This window comes from Diaphorobacter nitroreducens, from assembly GCF_002214645.1.
In the GTDB taxonomy this organism is placed as follows: Bacteria; Pseudomonadota; Gammaproteobacteria; order Burkholderiales; family Burkholderiaceae_C; genus Diaphorobacter; species Diaphorobacter nitroreducens.
Genome location: NZ_CP016278.1, coordinates 3,313,127 through 3,330,746, shown reverse-complemented (window position 1 = coordinate 3,330,746; position 17,620 = coordinate 3,313,127). Strand labels below are relative to the sequence as shown.

Sequence of the window (17,620 nt, the reverse complement as noted above, 5' to 3'; positions counted from 1 at the left end):
CCAGGCATGTCTGTGCTGTACGCACTGAGCCCCCGCGCCGTGGCCATCCTCGGCGCGTCGGACAACCCCATCAAGGCCGGTGGCCGGCCCATCGATTACATGCGCCGCCACGGCTACGCGGGCCGCATCTTCCCGATCAACCCGAACCGCAGCGAGGTGCAGGGCCTGCCCGCCTACGCATCGCTGCGGGCGCTGCCCGAGGCGCCCGACGCCGTGGTCATCAGCCTGCCCAGCGAAGACGTGGCCGCCGCCATCGACGACTGCGTGGCCGTGGGCGCCAAGGCGGCGGTGATCTACTCGTCCGGCTTTGCCGAACTGGGCGATGCGGGCCGCGCGCAACAGGCCGATCTGCTAGCCCGCGCCCGGCGTGGCGGGCTACGCCTGTTTGGCCCCAATTGCCAGGGCGTGGCCAACTTCGCCAGCGGCGCCATCCTCAACTTCTCGACCATGATCAACGAGAGCCCGCCGGGCGACGGCCCCGTGGCCATCGTCAGCCAGAGCGGCGCGGGCGCGGCCATTCTCTACGGCGGGCTGCGCCGTGCGGGCATAGGCGTGCGCTACATGGTCTCCACCGGCAACGAGGCCGACATCTGCGCCGCCGAGGCCGTGCGCGCCGTGGTGCAGGACGAGCGCATCCGCCTCGTCGTGCTCTACGTCGAGACCTTGCGCCAAAGTGCCTACCTGGCCGAGGCCGCGCGGCTGGCGCGCGAGCGCGGCGTCACCATCCTGGCCGTCAAGGCCGGGCGCACCAGCGCCGGCCAGGCCACGGCCAGCTCGCACACCGGCGCGCTGGCGGCCGAGGACGCGCTGGCCGATGCCTTCTTGCGCCAGCACGGCATACCGCGCCTGGCGGACTTCCGCGAGCTGATCGACTACGCGCCGCTGTTTCTCTCGCAACCCGCCGCGCGCGGCCCCCGGGTGGTCAGCATCAGCAATTCCGGCGCCACCTGCGTGCTCGCGGCGGATGCGGCCGAGGAGTTCGGCCTGGCCGTGGAGCAGTTCGACGCCGCCACGCTCGCAGGGCTCCAGCAGGCCCTGCCGTCCTACGTGACGGCGCGTAACCCCATCGACATGACCACGGCCCTGCTGGGCAAGCCCGAGACCTTCGGCAACACGCTGCGGGCGCTGTCCGGCAGCGGCGCGGCCGACCTGGTGCATGTGGGTTTTCCGATCGGCGGCGAGGGCTACGACTTTGCCGATTTCGCCGCCCAGGCCAGCCGCTTCGCACAGGACAGCGGCATGCCGATCGCCGTCAGCGTGAACCAGGACTGGGTGGCCCAGGCCTTCCAGGCCCAGGGCGTGCCTACCTTCTGGAGCGAGCGCGCCGCCATGCGCGGCCTGGCGCTGCTGGCCGAGCAGGCGGGCGCTGCCGCCCAGCCCCCGGCCATTTCCGCACCCAAGGCAGCCGCATCCACCACGCTGAACGAACCTTCCAGCCTGGCCCGGCTGCAAGCCGCCGGCCTGCCGGTGATGCGCCATACGGTCGCCACCAGCGAGGAGCAGGTGCGCGCCGCCTTCGGCACGCTGTCCGCGCCGCTGGTGGCCAAGGGCGTGTCGGCCGACCTGGCGCACAAGTCCGAGCATGGCCTGGTACGGCTGAACCTGCGCGAGGCGGACCAGGCCGTGCAGGCCTTGCACGACTTCGCGGCCACGCTGCGCGGCCTGGGCGCGCAGGACGGCGGCCTGCTGCTGGGCGCGCAGCACAAGGCGGATTTCGAGCTGGCGCTGGGCGCGCATGTCGATGCCGAATTCGGTGTGGCCGTGATGATCGGCCAGGGCGGCGTGTTGGTCGAGACGCTCAGGGACGTGCAATTCCTGGTCGCGCCCTTCGGCCGCGCGCAGGCGCTGGCCGCCATCGAGCGCCTGGCCATCGCGCCCGCGTTCGCCGCCGTGCGCGGCATGCCCGCGGTGGCATTGGAGCCGCTGGCCGACATGATGGTGCGCCTGGGCGACTGGATGCTGTCCCAGGCGGGCCAGGTGCAGTCGGTCGATGCCAACCCGGTGCTGGTGGCGCGCGGCGCGCAGGCGCCCGTGATCGTCGATGCCGTCGTCGCCATGGCGCTGGAGGGTGCCGTATGACCGAGGCTCGCCTGCCCCGCCGCGTGCTCGTCGCCAACCGGGGCGCCGTGGCCGCGCGCGTGATCCGCACGCTGCGCCACATGGGTATCGAATCGGTGGCCGTGTATTCCGAGGCCGATGCCGGCCTGCCTTATGTGGGCGCCGCCGACCGGGCCGTGGCCATCGGCCCCGCGCCCGCCCAGCAGAGCTATCTGAACCAGGCGCGCCTGCTCGACGTGGCGCGCGAGAGCGGCGCCGACGCGGTGCATCCGGGCTACGGTTTTCTGTCCGAGAACGCCGGCTTCGCCGAGGCCGTGCAGCGGCAGGGCCTGTGCTTCATCGGCCCATCGCCGCGCTGGATACGCGAACTGGGCCACAAGACGCAGGCGCGCGCCTTCATGGCCGGGCAAGGCATGCCCCAGGCCGCCAGCTCGCCGGTGCTGGCGAGCAGCGATGAGGCGCTGGCCGCGGCCGCGCGCATCGGCTACCCGGTGCTGGTCAAGCCCGCCGGCGGTGGTGGCGGCATCGGCATGCTGCCCGCGCGCGATGCGCAGGCGCTGGCCGCCGCCTGGGCCAAGGCCAGCGGCATCGCCGCCAAGTTCTTCGGCTCGGCCGAGTTGTACCTGGAAAGGCTGATCGAGGCGCCGCGCCACATCGAATTCCAGGTGCTGGCCGACCGCCACGGCGAGGTGCGCATCCTGTTCGAGCGTGACTGCTCGGTGCAGCGCCGCCACCAAAAGGTGCTGGAGGAAGCCCGCCCCGTGGGCATTCCCGAGGCGCAGCTGGCCGACATGCGCTTGCTGCTGTCGGGCCTACTGGCGCGCATCGGCTACGACGTGATCGGCACGGTGGAAATGCTCTACACACCGCAAGACGGCTTCGTGTTCCTGGAAATGAATACCCGCCTGCAGGTCGAGCATGCAGTGACCGAGGAGATCACCGGCATCGACATCGTCGAAGCCCAGATCCGCCTGGCTGCCGGCATGCACATGCGCCAGGTGCTGCCCGGCCCGATGCAGGCCAGCGGCCATGCCATCGAGGCGCGCATCTATGCCGAAGACCCGGTGCGCTTCCTGCCCTCGCCGGGGCCGCTGGCACGCTTCGAACTGCCCACGGGCGACGGTATCCGCGTGGAGACCGGCTATGCCCAGGGCGCGTCCGTCACGCCGTTCTACGACCCCATGATCGCCAAGCTCGTGGCCCATGGCCACGACCGCAGGGACGCCATCGCGCGCCTGCAGGCGGCGCTGGCACAGACCCGCATCGAGGGCGTGAAGACGAACATCCCGTTCATCCAGCGCATCCTGGCCCACGCCGACTTCGTGGCTGGCCGCATCGACACCGGCATCGCCCAGCGCGTGCTGAGCCCCCAACCTTGAAGGAACCCGCCATGACCACCATTGCAAGCCCCATCGCCGGCCTGGTCGCCGCCATCGAAGCCGCCGAAGGCGCCGCCATCGACGCCGGTGCCACCCTCATCATCGTCGAGTCGATGAAGATGGAAATCCCCGTCGAGGCCGAGGCCGCCGGCATCGTGCGCAAGCTGCTCGTCGCCGTAGGCGAGCAGATCGCCGAAGGCCAGGCCGTTGCGGAGATCGAATGAGCGCCACCGCACCGCCTGACGAGCTGCAGGCCGCCGCGCTGGCGCGCGGCTACTTCGGCATCGACGTGCCGTTCATGCGCCACATCGGCCTCACGCCTGTGAGCCTGGCACCCGGCCTGGCGCGCACGCGCCTGCCGCTGCGGCCGGAACTGGCCAACAGCCGCGGCCATGGCCACGGCGGCGCGATGATGAGCGCGCTGGACTTCACGCTGAGTGCCGCCGCGCGCTCGCACGACCCGCTGGGACTGGGCGTCATCACCATCGAGATGAACACCCACTTTCTCGCCACGGCCACGACCGACCTGCTGATCGAGGCCCGCATCCTGCGCGGCGGCGCGCGCACCGTGTTCTGCGAGGGCAACGTCATCGACACCGCCGGCAATGTGGTCTGCACGGCGCGCGCGGTGTTCAAGCTGGTGGCGCTGGGCTGATCCCGCTCATTGAAGCGCCGCCAGACGCCATCAGCCCGGCGTCTGCAGCACGCTGGCGTCGGTGTGGATCAAGTCCAGCGGCGCGCGCCGGCCCGCCAGGTAATCCTCGACGGACTGCAGCACCAGCGGGCTGCGGTGGCGCGCGCTGCAGCTGCGCAGCTCGTCGGGCGTGAGCCACACGGCGCGCAGGATGCCGTCGTCCAGCGACCGCCAGGCGTGGTGCGCGCCCACATTGCCCGCAAACGCAAAGCGCAGGTAGGTGATGTCATCCCCCGTGCGCGTGCGGGTGAAGCGGTTCAGGTACACGCCCACCAGCGCCGTGGGCTCGAAGTCGTAGGCCGTCTCCTCCAGCACCTCGCGCACGCAGGCCTGGATGGGCGACTCGCCCGGGTCCAGGTGGCCCGCGGGGTTGTTCAGCCGCAGCCCGTCGGCCGTGTCTTCCTCGACGAACAGAAAGCGGCCCTCGCGCTCGACGATGGCGGCCACGGTGACGTTGGGTTTCCAGCGGTTTGGCATGGCCGCGATTATCACCAGCGCATGTGGACACTTTCTTACGGCTTGCGCTGGGTCAAGTTCCGGCGCGCCCCGAACGTGCAGCGCTCGGGATAATCCCCACCCCATGCTGCAGCGCATTCGCCACCACCGACGCCTGGGCTCCGCGGTCCTCGCGGTGTTCGTGTGTGCGTGGCTGGTGGCGCTGTGGGCCAACGTGCAGGTGCGCCAGGCGCTGCCGGCAGTCGACCTGGCGCACCTGGACGTCTGCTTCGCCGCACCCGCGGGTGGCCCCGCGCCGCACGCCGACCCGGCTGCGCACGACAGCCACCATGCCGACCCCGGCTGCCTGCTGTGCATTGCCCTGGCCACACCGCCAGCCTTGGCACTGGCCGCCATGCGCCCGCCCGCCCCGCGCGTGCACCCCGCCCAGCGCAGCCGCGCGCCGGCCGTGGCGGCCTGGCGCGCCCAGGCGCCGCTGCCCCCGCGCGGCCCGCCTTCCACCCACGCCTGACTGCAACCACCCGCCGGCCCCTGGGGCAGGCGCCTTCCGTTGTTTGCCTGCGCGCTGATCTGCCGCCCCCGCGGCCGAGCAGCGCCGGGCGTGGATTTCTCATGACTGCATATTCCTTCCGCGCGCCTGCCTTGCGGTGCGCGCCCCTGTCCTCGCACCTCACCCCCTGCGCGCTGGCCTGCGCGCTGCTGCTGGCCGGCCCGGCCCTGGCCGCGAGCGACGCCGTGAACAACGCGGCTGCGGCCCCCGAGCACACGCTGCGCGACGTGGTCGTCACGGCCGTGCACGACCACTCGCCCGTGCAGGTGGTGGCCGACCCCAAGCAGCCGCGCCAGCCCGTGCCGGCCAGCGACGCGGCCGACTACCTCAAGACCATCCCGGGCTTCTCGGCCATCCGCAGCGGTGGCTCCAACGGCGACCCGGTGTTCCGCGGCCAGTTCGGCTCGCGCCTGCCGCTGCTGACCAACGGCACGCAGCTGCTGGGCGCCTGCCCGGGGCGCATGGACGCGCCCAGCTCCTACATCTCGCCCGAGACCTACGACACGCTCACCGTCGTCAAGGGGCCGCAGACCGTCGTCTGGGGGCCGGGCACCTCGGCCGGCGTGGTGCGCTTTGACCGCGAGCGCCCTGACTTCACCGAACCCGGCGTGCGCCTCAGCGCCAGCCTGCTGGGCGCCAGCGCCGGGCGCAACGACCAGAACGTGGACTTTCAGGCCGGCAACGCGCAGGTGTACGTGCGCGTGACCGCCAACCATTCCCACGGCCAGGACTACAAGGACGGCGACGGACGGCGCGTGCCCTCGGCCTGGGACAAATGGAACACCGACGTGGCGCTGGGCTTCACGCCCGACGCCGACACGCTGCTGGAGCTGAGCGCCGGCACGGGCGACGGCGAGGCGCGCTACGGCGGGCGCGGCATGGACGGTACGCAGTTCAAGCGCGAGAGCTGGGGCCTGCGCTTCGAGAAGCGCCACCTCACACCCTGGCTGGCCAAGCTGCAGGCACAGGTCTACGGCAATCGCGCCGACCACGTGATGGACAACTTCACGCTGCGCACCTTCCAGCCCGGCGGCAGCATGTCCATGCCCATGGCCAGCAACGTGCGGCGCACCACTGAGGGCGCGCGCGTGGCCGCCACGCTGCAGTGGCAGCCCGACTGGCAGCTGGAGACCGGCCTGGACGCACAGCGCAGCCCGCACGACAAGCGCAGCGGCACGCCCAGCGTGCCCTACGACAGCAAGCCCTGGATGCGCGACGCCAAGTTCGAGAACCTGGGCGCATTTGCCGAACTGTCATGGCAGGCCCAGGCCGACACGCGCTGGGTGGGCGGCCTGCGCCTGGACCGCGCCGAGGCCTGGCGCTACCCTGCCCCGAGCGGCATGGGCGGCATGGCCCCGGCGGCCGGCGCGGACCACCGCACGCGCTCGGCCATGCCCAGCGGCTTCGTGCGCTGGGAACGCACGCTGGCGCCGCAGGGCGCGCTGGTCTACGCGGGCCTGGGGCACGTGCAGCGCTTTCCGGACTACTGGGAGCTGATCTCCCCCGGCAACAGCGCGGCCAGCGCCGGCAACGCCTTCGCCACGCTGCGCCCCGAGAAGACCACGCAGCTGGACATGGGCGCCCAGTGGAAGGGCGCGGACTGGCAGCTGTGGACCTCGGCCTATGTGGGCGTGGTGCGCGACTACATCCTGTTCGACTACACCGGCATGAAATCGGCCGTGCGCAACGTCGACGCCCGCACCGCCGGGCTGGAGCTGGGCGCCAGCCAGCGCCTGGGCACGGCGTGGACGGCGCAGGGCACGCTGGCCTACAGCTGGGGCCGCAACACCAGTGAAGGCCGCCCGCTGCCGCAGATGCCGCCGCTGGAGGCGCGCCTGGGCCTGGAATACGCCCAGGGCCCGTGGAGCGCCGGCGGCCTGTGGCGCCTGGTGGCCGCGCAGCACCGCCATGCCAACGGCCAGGGCAACGTGGTGGGCCGCGACCTGGGCGCAAGCGCCGGCTTCGGCGTGCTGTCGCTGCACGCGGGCTACCGCATCAACGCGCAGCTGAAGCTTGCCGCCGGGGTGGACAACCTGCTGGACAAGAACTACGCCGAGCACCTGAACCTGGCGGGCAACGCCGGCTTCGGCTACCCGGGCGGCGTGCGCATCAACGAACCCGGCCGCACGCTGTGGCTGCGCGCGGACCTGCAGTTCTAGGCTTCGGAGGTAATTAAAAAGATAGCTGGTCGCGCTTGCCGAATGGCGCATTCAGGAAGAAAACGTTCTGAAACCCTTTGATGGCAAGCGCTAACAGCTATCGTTTTTACAGTGCCTGCACCATGTACACCGCGCCAGCGCCGTAGCTGTCCAGGTGGTGCCGCTGCGCGGCGTCATGCACCGGGTGTGCGGCGTAGCCCTGGCGCGCCCAGTAGGCCTGCGAGCCCTGCACCGACACCAGTGCCGTGTGGCGCAGCCCCGCCGCGCGGGCCCGCGGCAGCAGCCGCGTAAGCAACGCACGCGCCAGGCCCCGGCCGGCGCAGGCGGGCAGCACCGCCATGTCGTGCAGGTACAGCGTGTCGGGCGCCGGCACGGCATCGAAGTCGCCGTGCAGCGGCGTGACCTTGCCCAGCAGCGAGTGGTAGGCCGCCAGGTAGGCGGCCACGCGCCCCTCATGCTCCAGCACCAGCGAGCAGTTCACGGGGCTGGCCAGGCGGCGGGCAAACACCTCGGCGCTTTCGACGTAGGCGTTGCCGTAGCAGGCGCGCTGCACCGCCAGCAACGCGGGCAGGTCGGCCGGCGTGAGGGCGCGCGGCGCGCCGGTCATCGCTGCGGCGGCAGGGCCCTGGACGGGTGCGGAAGGTAGTCGTCCAGCGACAGGCCCTTCTCTTTCAGCAGCCCCTCCAGCACCGGCGCCAGGCGGCCCAGGCTTTCCTGCACCGCTTCGCGCACGGTGTCCACCACCACCTGGGTGCTGCGCTCGATCTCGATGTTCAGGCGATCGCCCACCTGCACGTCCTCGAACACGGTGGCGCGGCGCGTCTCGGGGATCAGCCAGACCTCGAACCAGCCCTCGGCGCGGTCCACCTCGGCCACGGTGAGGCTGGCGCCGTGGAGGGCGATGTAGCCCTTGGCAAACACGTAGCGCCGAAACGCCTCGGGCACGGCCACGCGCCACACCAGGTTGTTGTCCAGTTCGCGCCGCTGCACCAGCTGCCCGGTGAAGTCGATGTGGCCCGACAGGGGGTGGCCGCCGATCTCGGCGCCCTCCTTGGCGGCGCGCTCCACGTTCACGCGGTCGCCCACGGCGTAGCTGCCCAGCGTGGTGATGTTCAGGCTTTGCAGCATCACGTCGAACGTGGCGCGCGTGGGCGAGAGGATCTCGGTCACCGTGAGGCACACGCCGTCCGTCGCCACGCTGGCGCCGATGGCGAGGTCCTGGCAGAAGCCAGCGGGGAATTCGAGGGTGAAGGTGCGCAGGCCGGCGCGGTCGTCGATGGCGGCGATGCGCGCGGTGGCCTGGACGATGCCTGTGAACATGGCGCGGATTCAGATAGCGGAAGACTCCGGGATTGTGCCAGCCGCACTCACGCAGCGCCGCCGCACTCCGCCGCCGGCAGGCACAGGCGCAGCCGCGCCCCGCCCAGCGGCGAGGCCTGCGCCTGCACGCTGCCGCCATAGGTCTGCGCCAGCGCGCGCACGATGTCCAGCCCCAGGCCCGAGCCGGGGCGCTGCTCGTCCAACTGCACGCCGCGCTCGAACATGCGGTCGCGCAGCGCCTCCGGAATACCGGGGCCGTCGTCGTCCACGGTGAAGCACAGCAGATCGCCCTCGCGCCGCACATCCACCACCACGCGCGTGCGCGCCCATTTGCCGGCGTTGTCGATCAGGTTGCCCAGCAGTTCGTACAGATCCTGCTCCTCGCCGCGAAAGGCGCCGTCCTGCGCCTGCGGCGCCAGCTCGAACGCCAACTGCCGGTCGGCATGCAGGCGCTGCATGGTGCGCAGCAGGGCCTGCAGCGGCGCCAGCACCGGCGTGCGCAGCCCGGTGGCGCGCACGGCGGCGGCGGCACGGGCGCGGGCGAGGTGGTAGTCCACCTGGCGGCGCGCGCTGGCCACCTGCTCGGTCACCAGCTGCGCCAGCGGCGTGCTCTCTTGTGCCGCGGCATTCGCCAGGATGGACAGCGGCGTGTGCACGGCGTGCGCCAGGTTGCCCGCCTGGGTGCGCGCGCGCTGCACCATGTCGGCGTTCTCGGCCAGCACATGGTTGAACTCATTGACCAGCGGCTGCAGCTCCTGCGGGAAGCACCCCTCCAGCCGCGCGGCGCGCCCGCCGCGCACGGTGGCCAGTTGCTCGCGCAGCAGTTGCAGCGGGCGCAGGGCCAGCTGCAACTGCACCGCCACGGCGACGGCCAGGCCCAGCGCCAGCAGGCCCAGCGCGATCAGCAGCAGGTGGGTGAAACGCTGCAGCGGCTCGGCCAGCAGGGCGGTGTCGCCCGCCACGACCAGGCGCAGCGGCGGGGCGTCGTCCTCGGGCAGTTGCAGAGTGCGCGCCACGGACAGCAGCGCATGGCCCTGCGCATCGTGCAGCTGCAGCACGCGGTAGCCGCGCGCGGGGTAGTCGCCCGGCACGGGCGGCAGCGCCAGCACCTGGTCCCACAGCGAGCGCGAGCGCGCCACGGCGGCCTGCGGCGCCGCGCCCACCTGGTCCACCTGCCAATACAGGCCCGACAGCGGCTGCGCCAGCCGCGCATCACCGGCCAGCGGCGCCACGGCCGTGCCGCCCTGCGGGGTCCATTCCACCGAGGCGCTGAGCTGGTCGAGCTGCACCACCAGTTGCGCCTGTAGCTGCTGGGTGATGTGGTCCTGGAACAAGGTGCGCAGCGCCCAGCCCGCGAGCGCAACGCTGATCAGCATCCATGCCAGCGTGCCCGCCAGCAGGCGCAGGCGCAGAGAACCGCCAACCCTCATGCCGTGGCGCCGGCCTCGGCCAGGCGGTAGCCCAGGCCGCGCACGGTCTCGATGCTGCCCGGCGGCAGCTTCTTGCGCAGGCGGCCCACGAAGACCTCGATGGTGTTGGAGTCACGATCACTGTCGTGCGGGTAGATGTGCTCGGACAACTCGGTGCGCGACAGCACCTGCCCCTTGCGCTGCATCAGGAGCGAGAGCAGTTTGAACTCATGGCTGGTGAGCGTGAGCGGCTGGCCGTCCACCAGCACGCGCGCCTGGCGCGTGTCCAGCCAGATCGGGCCGCACTGCCACTGCGCGCTGGCGTGCTCCCCCAGACGGCGCAGCAGCGCACGCAGGCGCGCGAGCAGCTCCTCCATGTGAAAGGGCTTGGCGAGGTAATCGTCTGCGCCCGCGTCCATGCCCGCCACTTTCTCATGCCAGGCGGCGCGCGCGGTAAGGATCAGCACCGGCATGTTGCGCCCCGCGGCGCGCCAGCGGCGCAGCACCGACAGGCCGTCCAGCACGGGCAGGCCCAGGTCCAGCACCACGGCGTCAAAGTCCTCCACCTCGCCCAGGTAGTGGGCCTGCGCGCCGTCGCTGGCGGCTTCCACCGTGTGGCCCGCCGCGGCGATCGCCTGCACCAGTTGGTCCCGCAGCGTAGGTTCATCTTCCACGACGAGGATGCGCATCAATGTTCCTTGCGTTTGATCTGCAGCACACGTCCATCGACCGCGTCGATCTTAAGCTTGGCCATGCGGCCGTCCTGCTGCAGCAGGCGGATCTCGTAGATGAAGCGACCGTCATCATGCTCGAACTCCACCTTGAGCACCTGGCCCTGGTACTCGCGCTCGACCTTCTCGAGCACGGTACGCAGCGGCAGCACCTGGCCGCGCTCCAGCGCCTGGCGCGCCAGGTCATGGTCGCCATGGCCGCGCTCGGCGGCCTGCGCGGCAGTGCCCGCGGTGGCGGCGGCCACCGCAAGGGCCATCAGGACGAAGGGGCGGCGCAATGCGTTCATAGGCGTTTTTTATACGTGCACGGCGATGAATGTCGCATGAACGCGGCCTTCAGCACGAGTTCATCGTGGCTTTTCCAGAATCGTTGCCAAGCCGCTCGCCACACACCCGTGGCGGGCCACTTGCTCAACGCACAAGAAGGAAACGCCATGCGCATCAAGATCGTCCTGGGAGGCTGGCTGCTGGCCATCACCCTGGCCTGGCTCGCGGTACTGCCGCCCGAGCTGGGCGTCTCTCCCCTTGTGGATGCACAGGGGGCAGCCACTGGCTGGTGGCAGCTGCGCCAACAGGCGCTGTATCTCTCGGGCCTGTGGAGCATCGGCCTGGTGGCACTGGCCATGGTGCTGGCGCTGCGCCTGCCCTGGCTGGAGCGCCCGCTGGGCGGCATGGACCAGGTCTACCGCCTGCACAAGTGGGCCGGCATCAGTGCGGCGCTGACGGCCATCCTGCACTGGGGCGCCGATGAATCCAGCGACTGGATCAAGGGCCTGTGGGGCCGCGCCGGCCGGCCGGCACGCGACGCCGTTCTGCCCTGGCTCACCGACGCCCGAGGCTTTGCCAAGGACCTGGGCGAGATGGCTTTTTACCTGCTGCTGGCCATGGTGGCCATCACGCTGCTGACCCGGCTGCTGGCCTACAAGCCGTGGCGCTTCCTGCACCGCGCCATGCCACTGGTGTTTCTGGCGCTCACGCTGCATACCGTGGCGCTGATGCCGCTGACCTTCTGGACGCTCCCGCTGGGCCTGCTGATGGGCACGTTGCTGGCGCTGGGCAGCCTGGCCGCCGTGTGGTCGCTGGCCGGCTGGATCGGCCGCGCACGCAGCCACGCCGGCCACATCCATGCGGTGCGCACGCTGGGCGATGGCGGCGCGGCGGCGCCCATTGAGGTGATCTGCGCCCTGCCGGCAAGCTGGCCGGGCCACCGCGCGGGGCAGTTCGCCTTCGTGCGCTTTGATGCGTCGGAAGGCGCGCACCCCTTCACCATCGCCAGCGCACCGGGCAGCCTGGGCGCCAGTGCGCAAGGCGAGCCATTGCTGCGTCTGGTCATCAAGCCACTGGGCGACTACACCCGCACCCTGGGCCGGCGCCTGCAGGCCGGGCAGCGCGTGGACATCGAAGGCCCCTACGGCCGCTTCGACGGCCGGGGCCGCCACCGCCGCCAACAGGTGTGGGTGGCGGGTGGCGTGGGCATCACGCCTTTCCTGGCGCTGCTGGAAGCCCGGCAGCCGGGCGCCACGCCAGCGCCCTCCAAACTGCAGCCCGTGCAGATGCACTACTGCACCCGCGACGCCGCCACCGATCCGCTGCTGCCGCGCCTGCGCACGCTGTGCGCGCAGGCCCAACCACCGGTCACGCTCACGGTGCACGGCGACGCCCAGGGCCAGCGCCTCAGGCCCCAGGACCTGGAAGCCACCCCCGGCCCGCTGGACATCTGGTTCTGCGGTCCGCAGGGTCTGGGCGATGCGCTGCACGCGCACGCCAGCGGCCCCCGCCCGTGGCGCGTGCACCGCGAGTCCTTTGCCATGCGTTGATCCACCGAAAGGAGCTTTCCATGAAACACCCGACCCCGTTGCTGGCCCTGTGCCTGGCCCTGGCAGCTGCCCCTGCGCTGGCGGACGATGACTGCGAGGCCCCCGTGCAGCACTGGCAGTCACGCGACGCCGTGATGCGGCACGCGGCCGCCCAGGGCTGGCAGGTGCAGCGCCTCAAGATCGATGACGGCTGCTACGAAGTGCGCGGCCGCGACGCCCAGGGCCGTGCCTTCAAGGCCAAGCTGGACCCCCAGACGCTGCGCGTGGTGAAGATGAAACTGCGCGATGGCAACCATGAACCTGAGCGCGAACGCCGGCGCGAGCGCGATCGCACCCCGGCCCGCGATGCGGCTCCCGCCCAGGACGCCGCGGCACCCGTCACAGCCCCCCAAAGCCCCGTACTGACGCCCGGCACCACGCCACGCGGCCAGATCGAATGACCCTTTGAATCATCCACACGCTCTTACCGGAGAACCTCCATGTCCAGCACCAAACCCCTGCTGACCACCGTGGCCGCCGCCTGCGCGCTGACCCTGCCCGCATTGGCACACAGCCGCGAGGTCACGCTCTCGACCACCCTCAAGAACTACGGAGGCGACGGCGCCTACCTCGCCGTCTACCTCACCGACGCCAAGGGCGCCTACGCGGGCACGCTGTGGGTGGCCGGCGGCAAGGCCAAGTACTACAAGCACTTGGCCGACTGGAACCGCCTGTCCGCCAAGGACGGCAAGCGCCTGCAAGGCGTGACCGGCGCCAGCGTGGGCGCGGGCCGCACGCTCAAGGTGACGGCCGACCTGGCCGACGCGCTGCTCGACGCGGGCTACGAGATCCGCATCGACGCCGCCGCCGAGGACATGCGCGACAGCCCGTCGGAGATCCGCGTGCCCCTGTCCACCGCCCAGGCAGGCAAGCCGCAGGCGGGCAAGCAGTACATCCAGTCGTTCACCTACCAACTGAAATAAGCGAGGGGGCATCCATGGTTTGGCGGCAGATCCACCGCTGGTTGGGCCTGGTGGCCGGCGCGCTCGCGCTGGTGCTGGGCATTACGGGCACGCTGTTGGCCCTCGACCCGCTGCGCAACGCGTGGCAGGCGGCTTCCCCGGCGCAGGACCTGCCCGTGGCCACCCTCGTGCAGCGCGTACAGGCCAGCGTGCCCGGCGCGGAGGAAATCCGCCACCTGCCCTCGGGCGGCATCGTGGTGCATGCCTTCGACAACGGCCAGGCCCAGGCCCTGCGTGTGGACCCCGCGGACGGCCGCGTGCTGGGTGGCTACGAGCCCTCGCTGCTGCCACGCTGGGTGAAGAACCTGCACCGATCCCTGCTGCTGGGCGACGCCGGGCGCATGACCGCGGCCGTGGTGGCGCTCGCCATGCTGGTGCTCTCGGTCTCGGGGCTGGTGCTGCTGCTGCGCCGCATGGGCGGATGGCGGCAACTGGCCGGCCCGGTGCGCGGCACGCTGGCGCAGCGCCTGCACGTGCTGGCGGGACGGGTCATCCTGTTGGTGTTGGCGGTGTCCGCCGCTGCTGCCCTGGTCATGAGCGCCGCCACCTTCGGCCTGCTGCCGCTGGATGCCGTGGCAGAGCCCGACGTGGCCTCCGTACAGGGCAGCCAGGCCGCCCTGCGCGCCGACCAATTGCCCCTGCTGCAGGAGCTGCGCGTTCAGGACCTGCGCAAGCTGAATCTGCCGGCGGCCGACGATCCGCAAGACACCTGGCGCGTGACCACCGCGCAGGGCCAGGGCTGGGTAGATCGCTACAGTGGCCAGACCCTGGCCTGGCAGGACGCCACGGCGGCGCAGCGCGTACACGACTGGGCGTTGCTGCTGCACGCCGGCGAAGGCGCGTGGGTCTGGGCGCTGGTGCTGGGCGTCATGGGAGCCAGCATCCCGCTGTTCTGGATCACGGGCGTGGTGTTGTGGTGGCAGGCCCGTCGCAGCCGCCCCCGCATGGCCAACAACAGCCCGCTCGCGCAAGCCGACAGCCTGGTCTTCGTGGCCAGCGAAGGCGGCACCACCTGGGGCTTTGCCCAGGCCCTGCATGCCGCACTGGTCGCCACAGGCCAGCGCGTGCACACCACGGCCCTGGAGCACTGGCGCGTGCCACCGACCGCACGCCAGGTCTATGTGCTGGCGGCCACCTATGGCGACGGCCAGCCGCCGGCCCATGCGGCGCGCGCGCTGGACGCCATCACGCGCCAGCCCGTCACGGGAGCGCAAGTCACGGTACTGGGCTTTGGCGACCGGCAGTTCCCCGCCTTCTGCGCGTATGCCGAGGCACTGGAGCAGGCGCTGCGCGCGCAGGGCTGGCCCACGCTGCTGCCGCTGGAGCGCATCCATCAGCAGTCCGCGCAGGAGTTCGCCCGCTGGGGACGGGCCTTGTCGCAAGCACTGGGTCTGCCCCTGCAGATCGACTACCAGCCGCGCCTGCCGCGCACGGTGGCACTGACGCTCGCCGCGCGGCAGGACTTTCCGGGCGGCGCGGGCGAACCCGCGGCCATCCTGCGCTTTGCCCTGCCCGCCCGCGGCCTGCCCCGCTTCGCCGCGGGCGACCTGATCGGCATCGTCGCCCCCGGCCAGACCGTGCCGCGCTACTACTCGCTGGCCAGCGGCACGCGCGACGGCTTCGTGGAAATCTGCGTGCGCCGCATGCCCGGCGGCGTGTGTTCCAGCCACCTGCATGCGCTGCAGGCGGGTGACAGCGTGCAGGCGTTCATCCGCCCCAACCCGGGCTTCGTGCTGCCCGCGGGCCGCGCGCCGGTACTGCTGATCGGCGCGGGGACGGGCGTGGCGCCACTGGCAGGTTTCATACGCGACAACACGCGCCACCGCCCCATGCACCTGTACTACGGCGCGCGCCATCCCGAACGGGACTTCTACTTCGGCACCGAGCTCCCGTCCTGGCAGGCCGACGGCCGCCTGGCCGGGCTGCACACCACGTTCTCCCGTACACCGGGCGGTGGCTATGTGCAGGAAATCCTGCGCCGCGATGCCACGCAGGTGCTTGCACTGATCGCGCAGGGCGCCCTCGTGCGTGTGTGCGGCAGCCGCGCCATGGCCCAGGGCGTGGCACAGGTGCTGGATGCGCTGCTGGGCCCGCAGGGCCAGAGCCTGGCGCAACTGAAAGAGCAAGGACGCTATGCCGAAGACCTGTTCTGACCCGCGGCGGCTGGCGCTGCATGGCCCCACCATGGGCACGCGCTGGTCGGTTACCTGCGATGCGGCGCCGGACACCGATGTGCAGGCGCTGCAAACCGCGCTGGCCGCCGCCGTGCAACGGGTGGATGCGCAGATGTCGCCCTGGCTGCCGGGCAGCGATCTCAACCGCTTGAACCACGCCCCCGTGGGGGCCTGGGTCACGCTGCCCGCTGAAATCCTGGAGGTATTGGTTTGCGCGCTGGACGTCTGCCGCCTGAGTGCGGGCGCCTTCGACCCGGCTGCGGGTGCGCTGGTCGATGCCTGGGGCTTTGGAGCGGTGCGCGACGCTCCCGACGCCGAGGCGATCCGCACAGCCACCAGCGCGGCACCTGTCGCGCGCACCCCCACCTACGAGGCGCTAGAACTGGACAGCGGCATGCTGCGCGCCCGCAAGCACGCACCCATGCACCTGGACCTGTGCGGGATCGCCAAGGGCTACGCCGTGGACCGCATGGCCGACGTACTGCGGCAGAACGGCGTACCGCACGCCCTGGTGGCGCTGGACGGCGAGCTGCGCGCCGTGGGCGGCCAGGCCGATGGCCAACCCTGGGCCGTCGCGGTGGAAAGCCCCGAGACCGGCCGCCGCGCCGTGCACAGCGTGGTCGAACTGCAGGACCTGGCTGTGGCGACCTCGGGTGACTACCGGCACTATCTCCAGGTAGGCGACGCACGGCTGGCGCACACCATGGACACGCGCCGTGGCGCCCCCGTGCGCAACGAAGTCGCCTCTGTCACCGTGTTGGCACGCCAGTGCGTGCACGCCGACGCCTGGGCCACCGCGCTGCTGGTGGCCGGCCCTGGCGAAGGGCTGGCGCTGGCCCAGCGCATGGGGCTGGAGGCGCTGTGGATGCTGAGGCGCGGCAACGGACTGGTCACGCTGGGGCTGGGCCGGTTCGGCTCGGGCGCACCGGCGAGCGGGGCATGAACGGCAGGTGAATCCAGCGTTCAGCACTGATTCACCGCCTCCCGCGCAGACTGCAGGCACAGTCACCTTCGGCTGCAATCACCGGGCACAAAGGAGTTCATCATGCGCACCACCTTCTCTCTCGCCGCGATCGGAATGCTGGTGGCCGCCCTCGGCGCCACCGCATTTGCCGGGGACCGCGACCACCAGGACCGCCGCCACCCGCGTGAGCGCGCCATGGTCACGCGCTGCAACGACAACGCAGGCCAGGGCATGCAGACCATCCCCAACAATGCAAGCGCCCAGGAGCGCGCCCACGGGTGGCAGTATTTTTCGGACCCTGCCGCCTGCCGCGCCGTCGTCATCAGCCCCCAGGGCGACTACTACTTCAGCCGCGGCAGGGGCCTGCGCTGGGTGGCCGCGGCGCAGACGGAGGTCTGACGGGACGAGGCAAGGAGCTGGAACCCACGAGGCCGCTTATGCGCCGCCGGGCTCCACGCCTTTCCACGCCGCAGCCTGCAGGCTTTCGGGCAATTCATGCGCCAGCGCCTGGTGCTCGCGCTCATGGTGATGCTCCAGCACATGCCGCAGCGCGTGTGCCGCATCCAGCAGCCCCAGCACCGCAGCGCGGCGGGCCTGCTCGCCCTGCGGCGGCTGCTGCGCCATTGCCCGCACCTTCAGCAGGTACTCGTCGGCCAGCAGCGCGATACGGTCGTGCTCCACCAGGTACACCCGCGCGGCCCAGCGGGCACCCGGCGGCACATGGGGCAGTAGCCGCGTATTTTCGATCTCGATGTGCTGGGCCAGGTCGGCGCGCCAGCGCTGCAAGCGTTGCAGCGCGCTATCGAAATCCGCACCCACGACATCCAGCAGATGGGCGTGCAGCTGCGCCTCCAGGCGCTCATGCTGATGTTCAAAAAACGGAGGGGAACTGCTCACTTGCATAGATC

At 71.4% G+C, this 17,620-nt stretch carries 19 protein-coding genes; 12 read left to right on the top strand and 7 right to left on the bottom strand.

Annotation, left to right across the window (positions count from 1 at the left end; translation table 11 throughout):
- The first annotated feature begins 6 nt into the window (after window positions 1-6).
- The 4 genes from BA022_RS15615 to BA022_RS15600 are packed head-to-tail and all read left to right on the top strand — an operon-like array spanning window position 7 to window position 4,092.
- Entirely contained in the window at window positions 7-2,079 is a 2,073-nt protein-coding gene (locus BA022_RS15615; protein WP_088888052.1) for an acetate--CoA ligase family protein, read from the top strand.
- Window positions 2,076-3,437, top strand: a complete 1,362-nt coding sequence (locus BA022_RS15610) for an acetyl-CoA carboxylase biotin carboxylase subunit (RefSeq protein WP_088888051.1) — start codon at window positions 2,076-2,078, stop codon at window positions 3,435-3,437. The genes BA022_RS15615 and BA022_RS15610 overlap by 4 nt, the downstream gene beginning before the upstream one ends.
- Before the next feature lie 11 nt (window positions 3,438-3,448).
- Window positions 3,449-3,661 carry an acyl-CoA carboxylase biotin carboxyl carrier protein subunit gene (locus tag BA022_RS15605; protein WP_015914633.1) on the top strand — a complete coding sequence of 71 codons (213 nt, stop codon included), beginning with the start codon at window positions 3,449-3,451 and terminating at the stop codon, window positions 3,659-3,661.
- Window positions 3,658-4,092 carry a PaaI family thioesterase gene (locus tag BA022_RS15600; protein WP_015914634.1) on the top strand — a complete coding sequence of 145 codons (435 nt, stop codon included), beginning with the start codon at window positions 3,658-3,660 and terminating at the stop codon, window positions 4,090-4,092. Before BA022_RS15605 ends, BA022_RS15600 begins: the two co-directional genes overlap by 4 nt.
- 30 nt (window positions 4,093-4,122) lie before the next feature.
- On the opposite strand, the gene BA022_RS15595 is transcribed toward BA022_RS15600, so the two are convergent.
- Window positions 4,123-4,608, bottom strand: coding sequence for an NUDIX hydrolase (locus BA022_RS15595; RefSeq protein ID WP_011807154.1), 486 nt, complete (start codon window positions 4,606-4,608; stop codon window positions 4,123-4,125).
- A 103-nt stretch (window positions 4,609-4,711) separates the two neighbouring features.
- Between BA022_RS15595 and BA022_RS15590 the strand changes: the two genes are divergently transcribed.
- Both BA022_RS15590 and BA022_RS15585 read left to right on the top strand, forming a co-directional pair.
- On the top strand, window positions 4,712-5,098 hold the full coding sequence (locus tag BA022_RS15590; RefSeq protein ID WP_088888050.1) for a hypothetical protein: 387 nt from the start codon (window positions 4,712-4,714) through the stop codon (window positions 5,096-5,098).
- Window positions 5,099-5,199: 101 nt separating this feature from the next.
- Entirely contained in the window at window positions 5,200-7,296 is a 2,097-nt protein-coding gene (locus BA022_RS15585) for a TonB-dependent copper receptor (protein ID WP_041836130.1), read from the top strand.
- 106 nt (window positions 7,297-7,402) lie between these two features.
- On the opposite strand, the gene BA022_RS15580 is transcribed toward BA022_RS15585, so the two are convergent.
- Genes BA022_RS15580 through BA022_RS15560 form a run of 5 tightly spaced genes read right to left on the bottom strand, consistent with a single transcriptional unit; the run spans window position 7,403 to window position 11,043 of the window.
- Window positions 7,403-7,903 carry a GNAT family N-acetyltransferase gene (locus BA022_RS15580; protein WP_088888049.1) on the bottom strand — a complete coding sequence of 167 codons (501 nt, stop codon included), beginning with the start codon at window positions 7,901-7,903 and terminating at the stop codon, window positions 7,403-7,405.
- The gene (locus BA022_RS15575; protein WP_015914639.1) at window positions 7,900-8,616 is read right to left on the bottom strand and encodes a riboflavin synthase; all 717 of its coding nucleotides are present in this window, start codon (window positions 8,614-8,616) and stop codon (window positions 7,900-7,902) included. The genes BA022_RS15580 and BA022_RS15575 overlap by 4 nt, the downstream gene beginning before the upstream one ends.
- A gap of 47 nt (window positions 8,617-8,663) precedes the next feature.
- A complete protein-coding gene (locus tag BA022_RS15570) occupies window positions 8,664-10,046 on the bottom strand; it encodes a sensor histidine kinase (RefSeq protein ID WP_088888048.1) in 1,383 nt (460 codons plus the stop codon).
- Window positions 10,043-10,714 carry a response regulator transcription factor gene (locus BA022_RS15565; RefSeq protein WP_011807163.1) on the bottom strand — a complete coding sequence of 224 codons (672 nt, stop codon included), beginning with the start codon at window positions 10,712-10,714 and terminating at the stop codon, window positions 10,043-10,045. The genes BA022_RS15570 and BA022_RS15565 overlap by 4 nt, the downstream gene beginning before the upstream one ends.
- On the bottom strand, window positions 10,714-11,043 hold the full coding sequence (locus BA022_RS15560) for a PepSY domain-containing protein (RefSeq protein WP_011807164.1): 330 nt from the start codon (window positions 11,041-11,043) through the stop codon (window positions 10,714-10,716). The genes BA022_RS15565 and BA022_RS15560 overlap by 1 nt, the downstream gene beginning before the upstream one ends.
- A gap of 147 nt (window positions 11,044-11,190) precedes the next feature.
- Here BA022_RS15560 and BA022_RS15555 point away from each other — a divergent pair, with 147 nt between their 5' ends.
- From BA022_RS15555 to BA022_RS15530, 6 genes are all read left to right on the top strand, one after another.
- On the top strand, window positions 11,191-12,573 hold the full coding sequence (locus BA022_RS15555; protein ID WP_088888643.1) for a ferredoxin reductase family protein: 1,383 nt from the start codon (window positions 11,191-11,193) through the stop codon (window positions 12,571-12,573).
- Window positions 12,574-12,593: 20 nt separating this feature from the next.
- Window positions 12,594-13,013, top strand: coding sequence for a PepSY domain-containing protein (locus BA022_RS15550; RefSeq protein WP_088888047.1), 420 nt, complete (start codon window positions 12,594-12,596; stop codon window positions 13,011-13,013).
- A 39-nt stretch (window positions 13,014-13,052) separates the two neighbouring features.
- Window positions 13,053-13,535, top strand: a complete 483-nt coding sequence (locus BA022_RS15545) for a DUF2271 domain-containing protein (protein WP_047349248.1) — start codon at window positions 13,053-13,055, stop codon at window positions 13,533-13,535.
- Between the two features lie 14 nt (window positions 13,536-13,549).
- Window positions 13,550-15,727: a PepSY domain-containing protein gene (locus BA022_RS15540; RefSeq protein WP_088888046.1), complete on the top strand. Its 2,178-nt coding sequence runs from the start codon at window positions 13,550-13,552 to the stop codon at window positions 15,725-15,727.
- Complete coding sequence (locus BA022_RS15535; RefSeq protein WP_088888045.1) at window positions 15,708-16,691, top strand: FAD:protein FMN transferase; 984 nt, start codon at window positions 15,708-15,710, stop codon at window positions 16,689-16,691. The genes BA022_RS15540 and BA022_RS15535 overlap by 20 nt, the downstream gene beginning before the upstream one ends.
- Window positions 16,692-16,793: 102 nt before the next feature.
- On the top strand, window positions 16,794-17,111 hold the full coding sequence (locus BA022_RS15530) for a hypothetical protein (RefSeq protein WP_015914648.1): 318 nt from the start codon (window positions 16,794-16,796) through the stop codon (window positions 17,109-17,111).
- A gap of 36 nt (window positions 17,112-17,147) precedes the next feature.
- Here the strand turns inward: BA022_RS15530 and BA022_RS15525 are convergent, their stop codons facing one another.
- Window positions 17,148-17,615 (bottom strand): hypothetical protein, encoded by a 468-nt coding sequence (locus BA022_RS15525; protein ID WP_088888044.1) that lies wholly within the window; start codon window positions 17,613-17,615, stop codon window positions 17,148-17,150.
- Window positions 17,616-17,620 lie beyond the last annotated feature (5 nt).

Bases quoted from the DNA above. Each gene is read 5' to 3' on its own strand.
- BA022_RS15570 (WP_088888048.1), bottom strand. From the start codon at position 10,046: ATGAGGGTTGGCGGTTCTCTGCGCCTGCGCCTGCTGGCGGGCACGCTG.
- BA022_RS15555 (WP_088888643.1), top strand. From the start codon at position 11,191: ATGCGCATCAAGATCGTCCTGGGAGGCTGGCTGCTGGCCATCACCCTG.
- BA022_RS15595 (WP_011807154.1), bottom strand. From the start codon at position 4,608: ATGCCAAACCGCTGGAAACCCAACGTCACCGTGGCCGCCATCGTCGAG.
- BA022_RS15535 (WP_088888045.1), top strand. From the start codon at position 15,708: ATGCCGAAGACCTGTTCTGACCCGCGGCGGCTGGCGCTGCATGGCCCC.
- BA022_RS15600 (WP_015914634.1), top strand. From the start codon at position 3,658: ATGAGCGCCACCGCACCGCCTGACGAGCTGCAGGCCGCCGCGCTGGCG.
- BA022_RS15525 (WP_088888044.1), bottom strand. From the start codon at position 17,615: ATGCAAGTGAGCAGTTCCCCTCCGTTTTTTGAACATCAGCATGAGCGC.
- BA022_RS15590 (WP_088888050.1), top strand. From the start codon at position 4,712: ATGCTGCAGCGCATTCGCCACCACCGACGCCTGGGCTCCGCGGTCCTC.
- BA022_RS15545 (WP_047349248.1), top strand. From the start codon at position 13,053: ATGTCCAGCACCAAACCCCTGCTGACCACCGTGGCCGCCGCCTGCGCG.
- BA022_RS15585 (WP_041836130.1), top strand. From the start codon at position 5,200: ATGACTGCATATTCCTTCCGCGCGCCTGCCTTGCGGTGCGCGCCCCTG.
- BA022_RS15580 (WP_088888049.1), bottom strand. From the start codon at position 7,903: ATGACCGGCGCGCCGCGCGCCCTCACGCCGGCCGACCTGCCCGCGTTG.
- BA022_RS15565 (WP_011807163.1), bottom strand. From the start codon at position 10,714: ATGCGCATCCTCGTCGTGGAAGATGAACCTACGCTGCGGGACCAACTG.
- BA022_RS15610 (WP_088888051.1), top strand. From the start codon at position 2,076: ATGACCGAGGCTCGCCTGCCCCGCCGCGTGCTCGTCGCCAACCGGGGC.
- BA022_RS15540 (WP_088888046.1), top strand. From the start codon at position 13,550: ATGGTTTGGCGGCAGATCCACCGCTGGTTGGGCCTGGTGGCCGGCGCG.
- BA022_RS15615 (WP_088888052.1), top strand. From the start codon at position 7: ATGTCTGTGCTGTACGCACTGAGCCCCCGCGCCGTGGCCATCCTCGGC.
- BA022_RS15560 (WP_011807164.1), bottom strand. From the start codon at position 11,043: ATGAACGCATTGCGCCGCCCCTTCGTCCTGATGGCCCTTGCGGTGGCC.
- BA022_RS15605 (WP_015914633.1), top strand. From the start codon at position 3,449: ATGACCACCATTGCAAGCCCCATCGCCGGCCTGGTCGCCGCCATCGAA.
- BA022_RS15575 (WP_015914639.1), bottom strand. From the start codon at position 8,616: ATGTTCACAGGCATCGTCCAGGCCACCGCGCGCATCGCCGCCATCGAC.
- BA022_RS15550 (WP_088888047.1), top strand. From the start codon at position 12,594: ATGAAACACCCGACCCCGTTGCTGGCCCTGTGCCTGGCCCTGGCAGCT.
- BA022_RS15530 (WP_015914648.1), top strand. From the start codon at position 16,794: ATGCGCACCACCTTCTCTCTCGCCGCGATCGGAATGCTGGTGGCCGCC.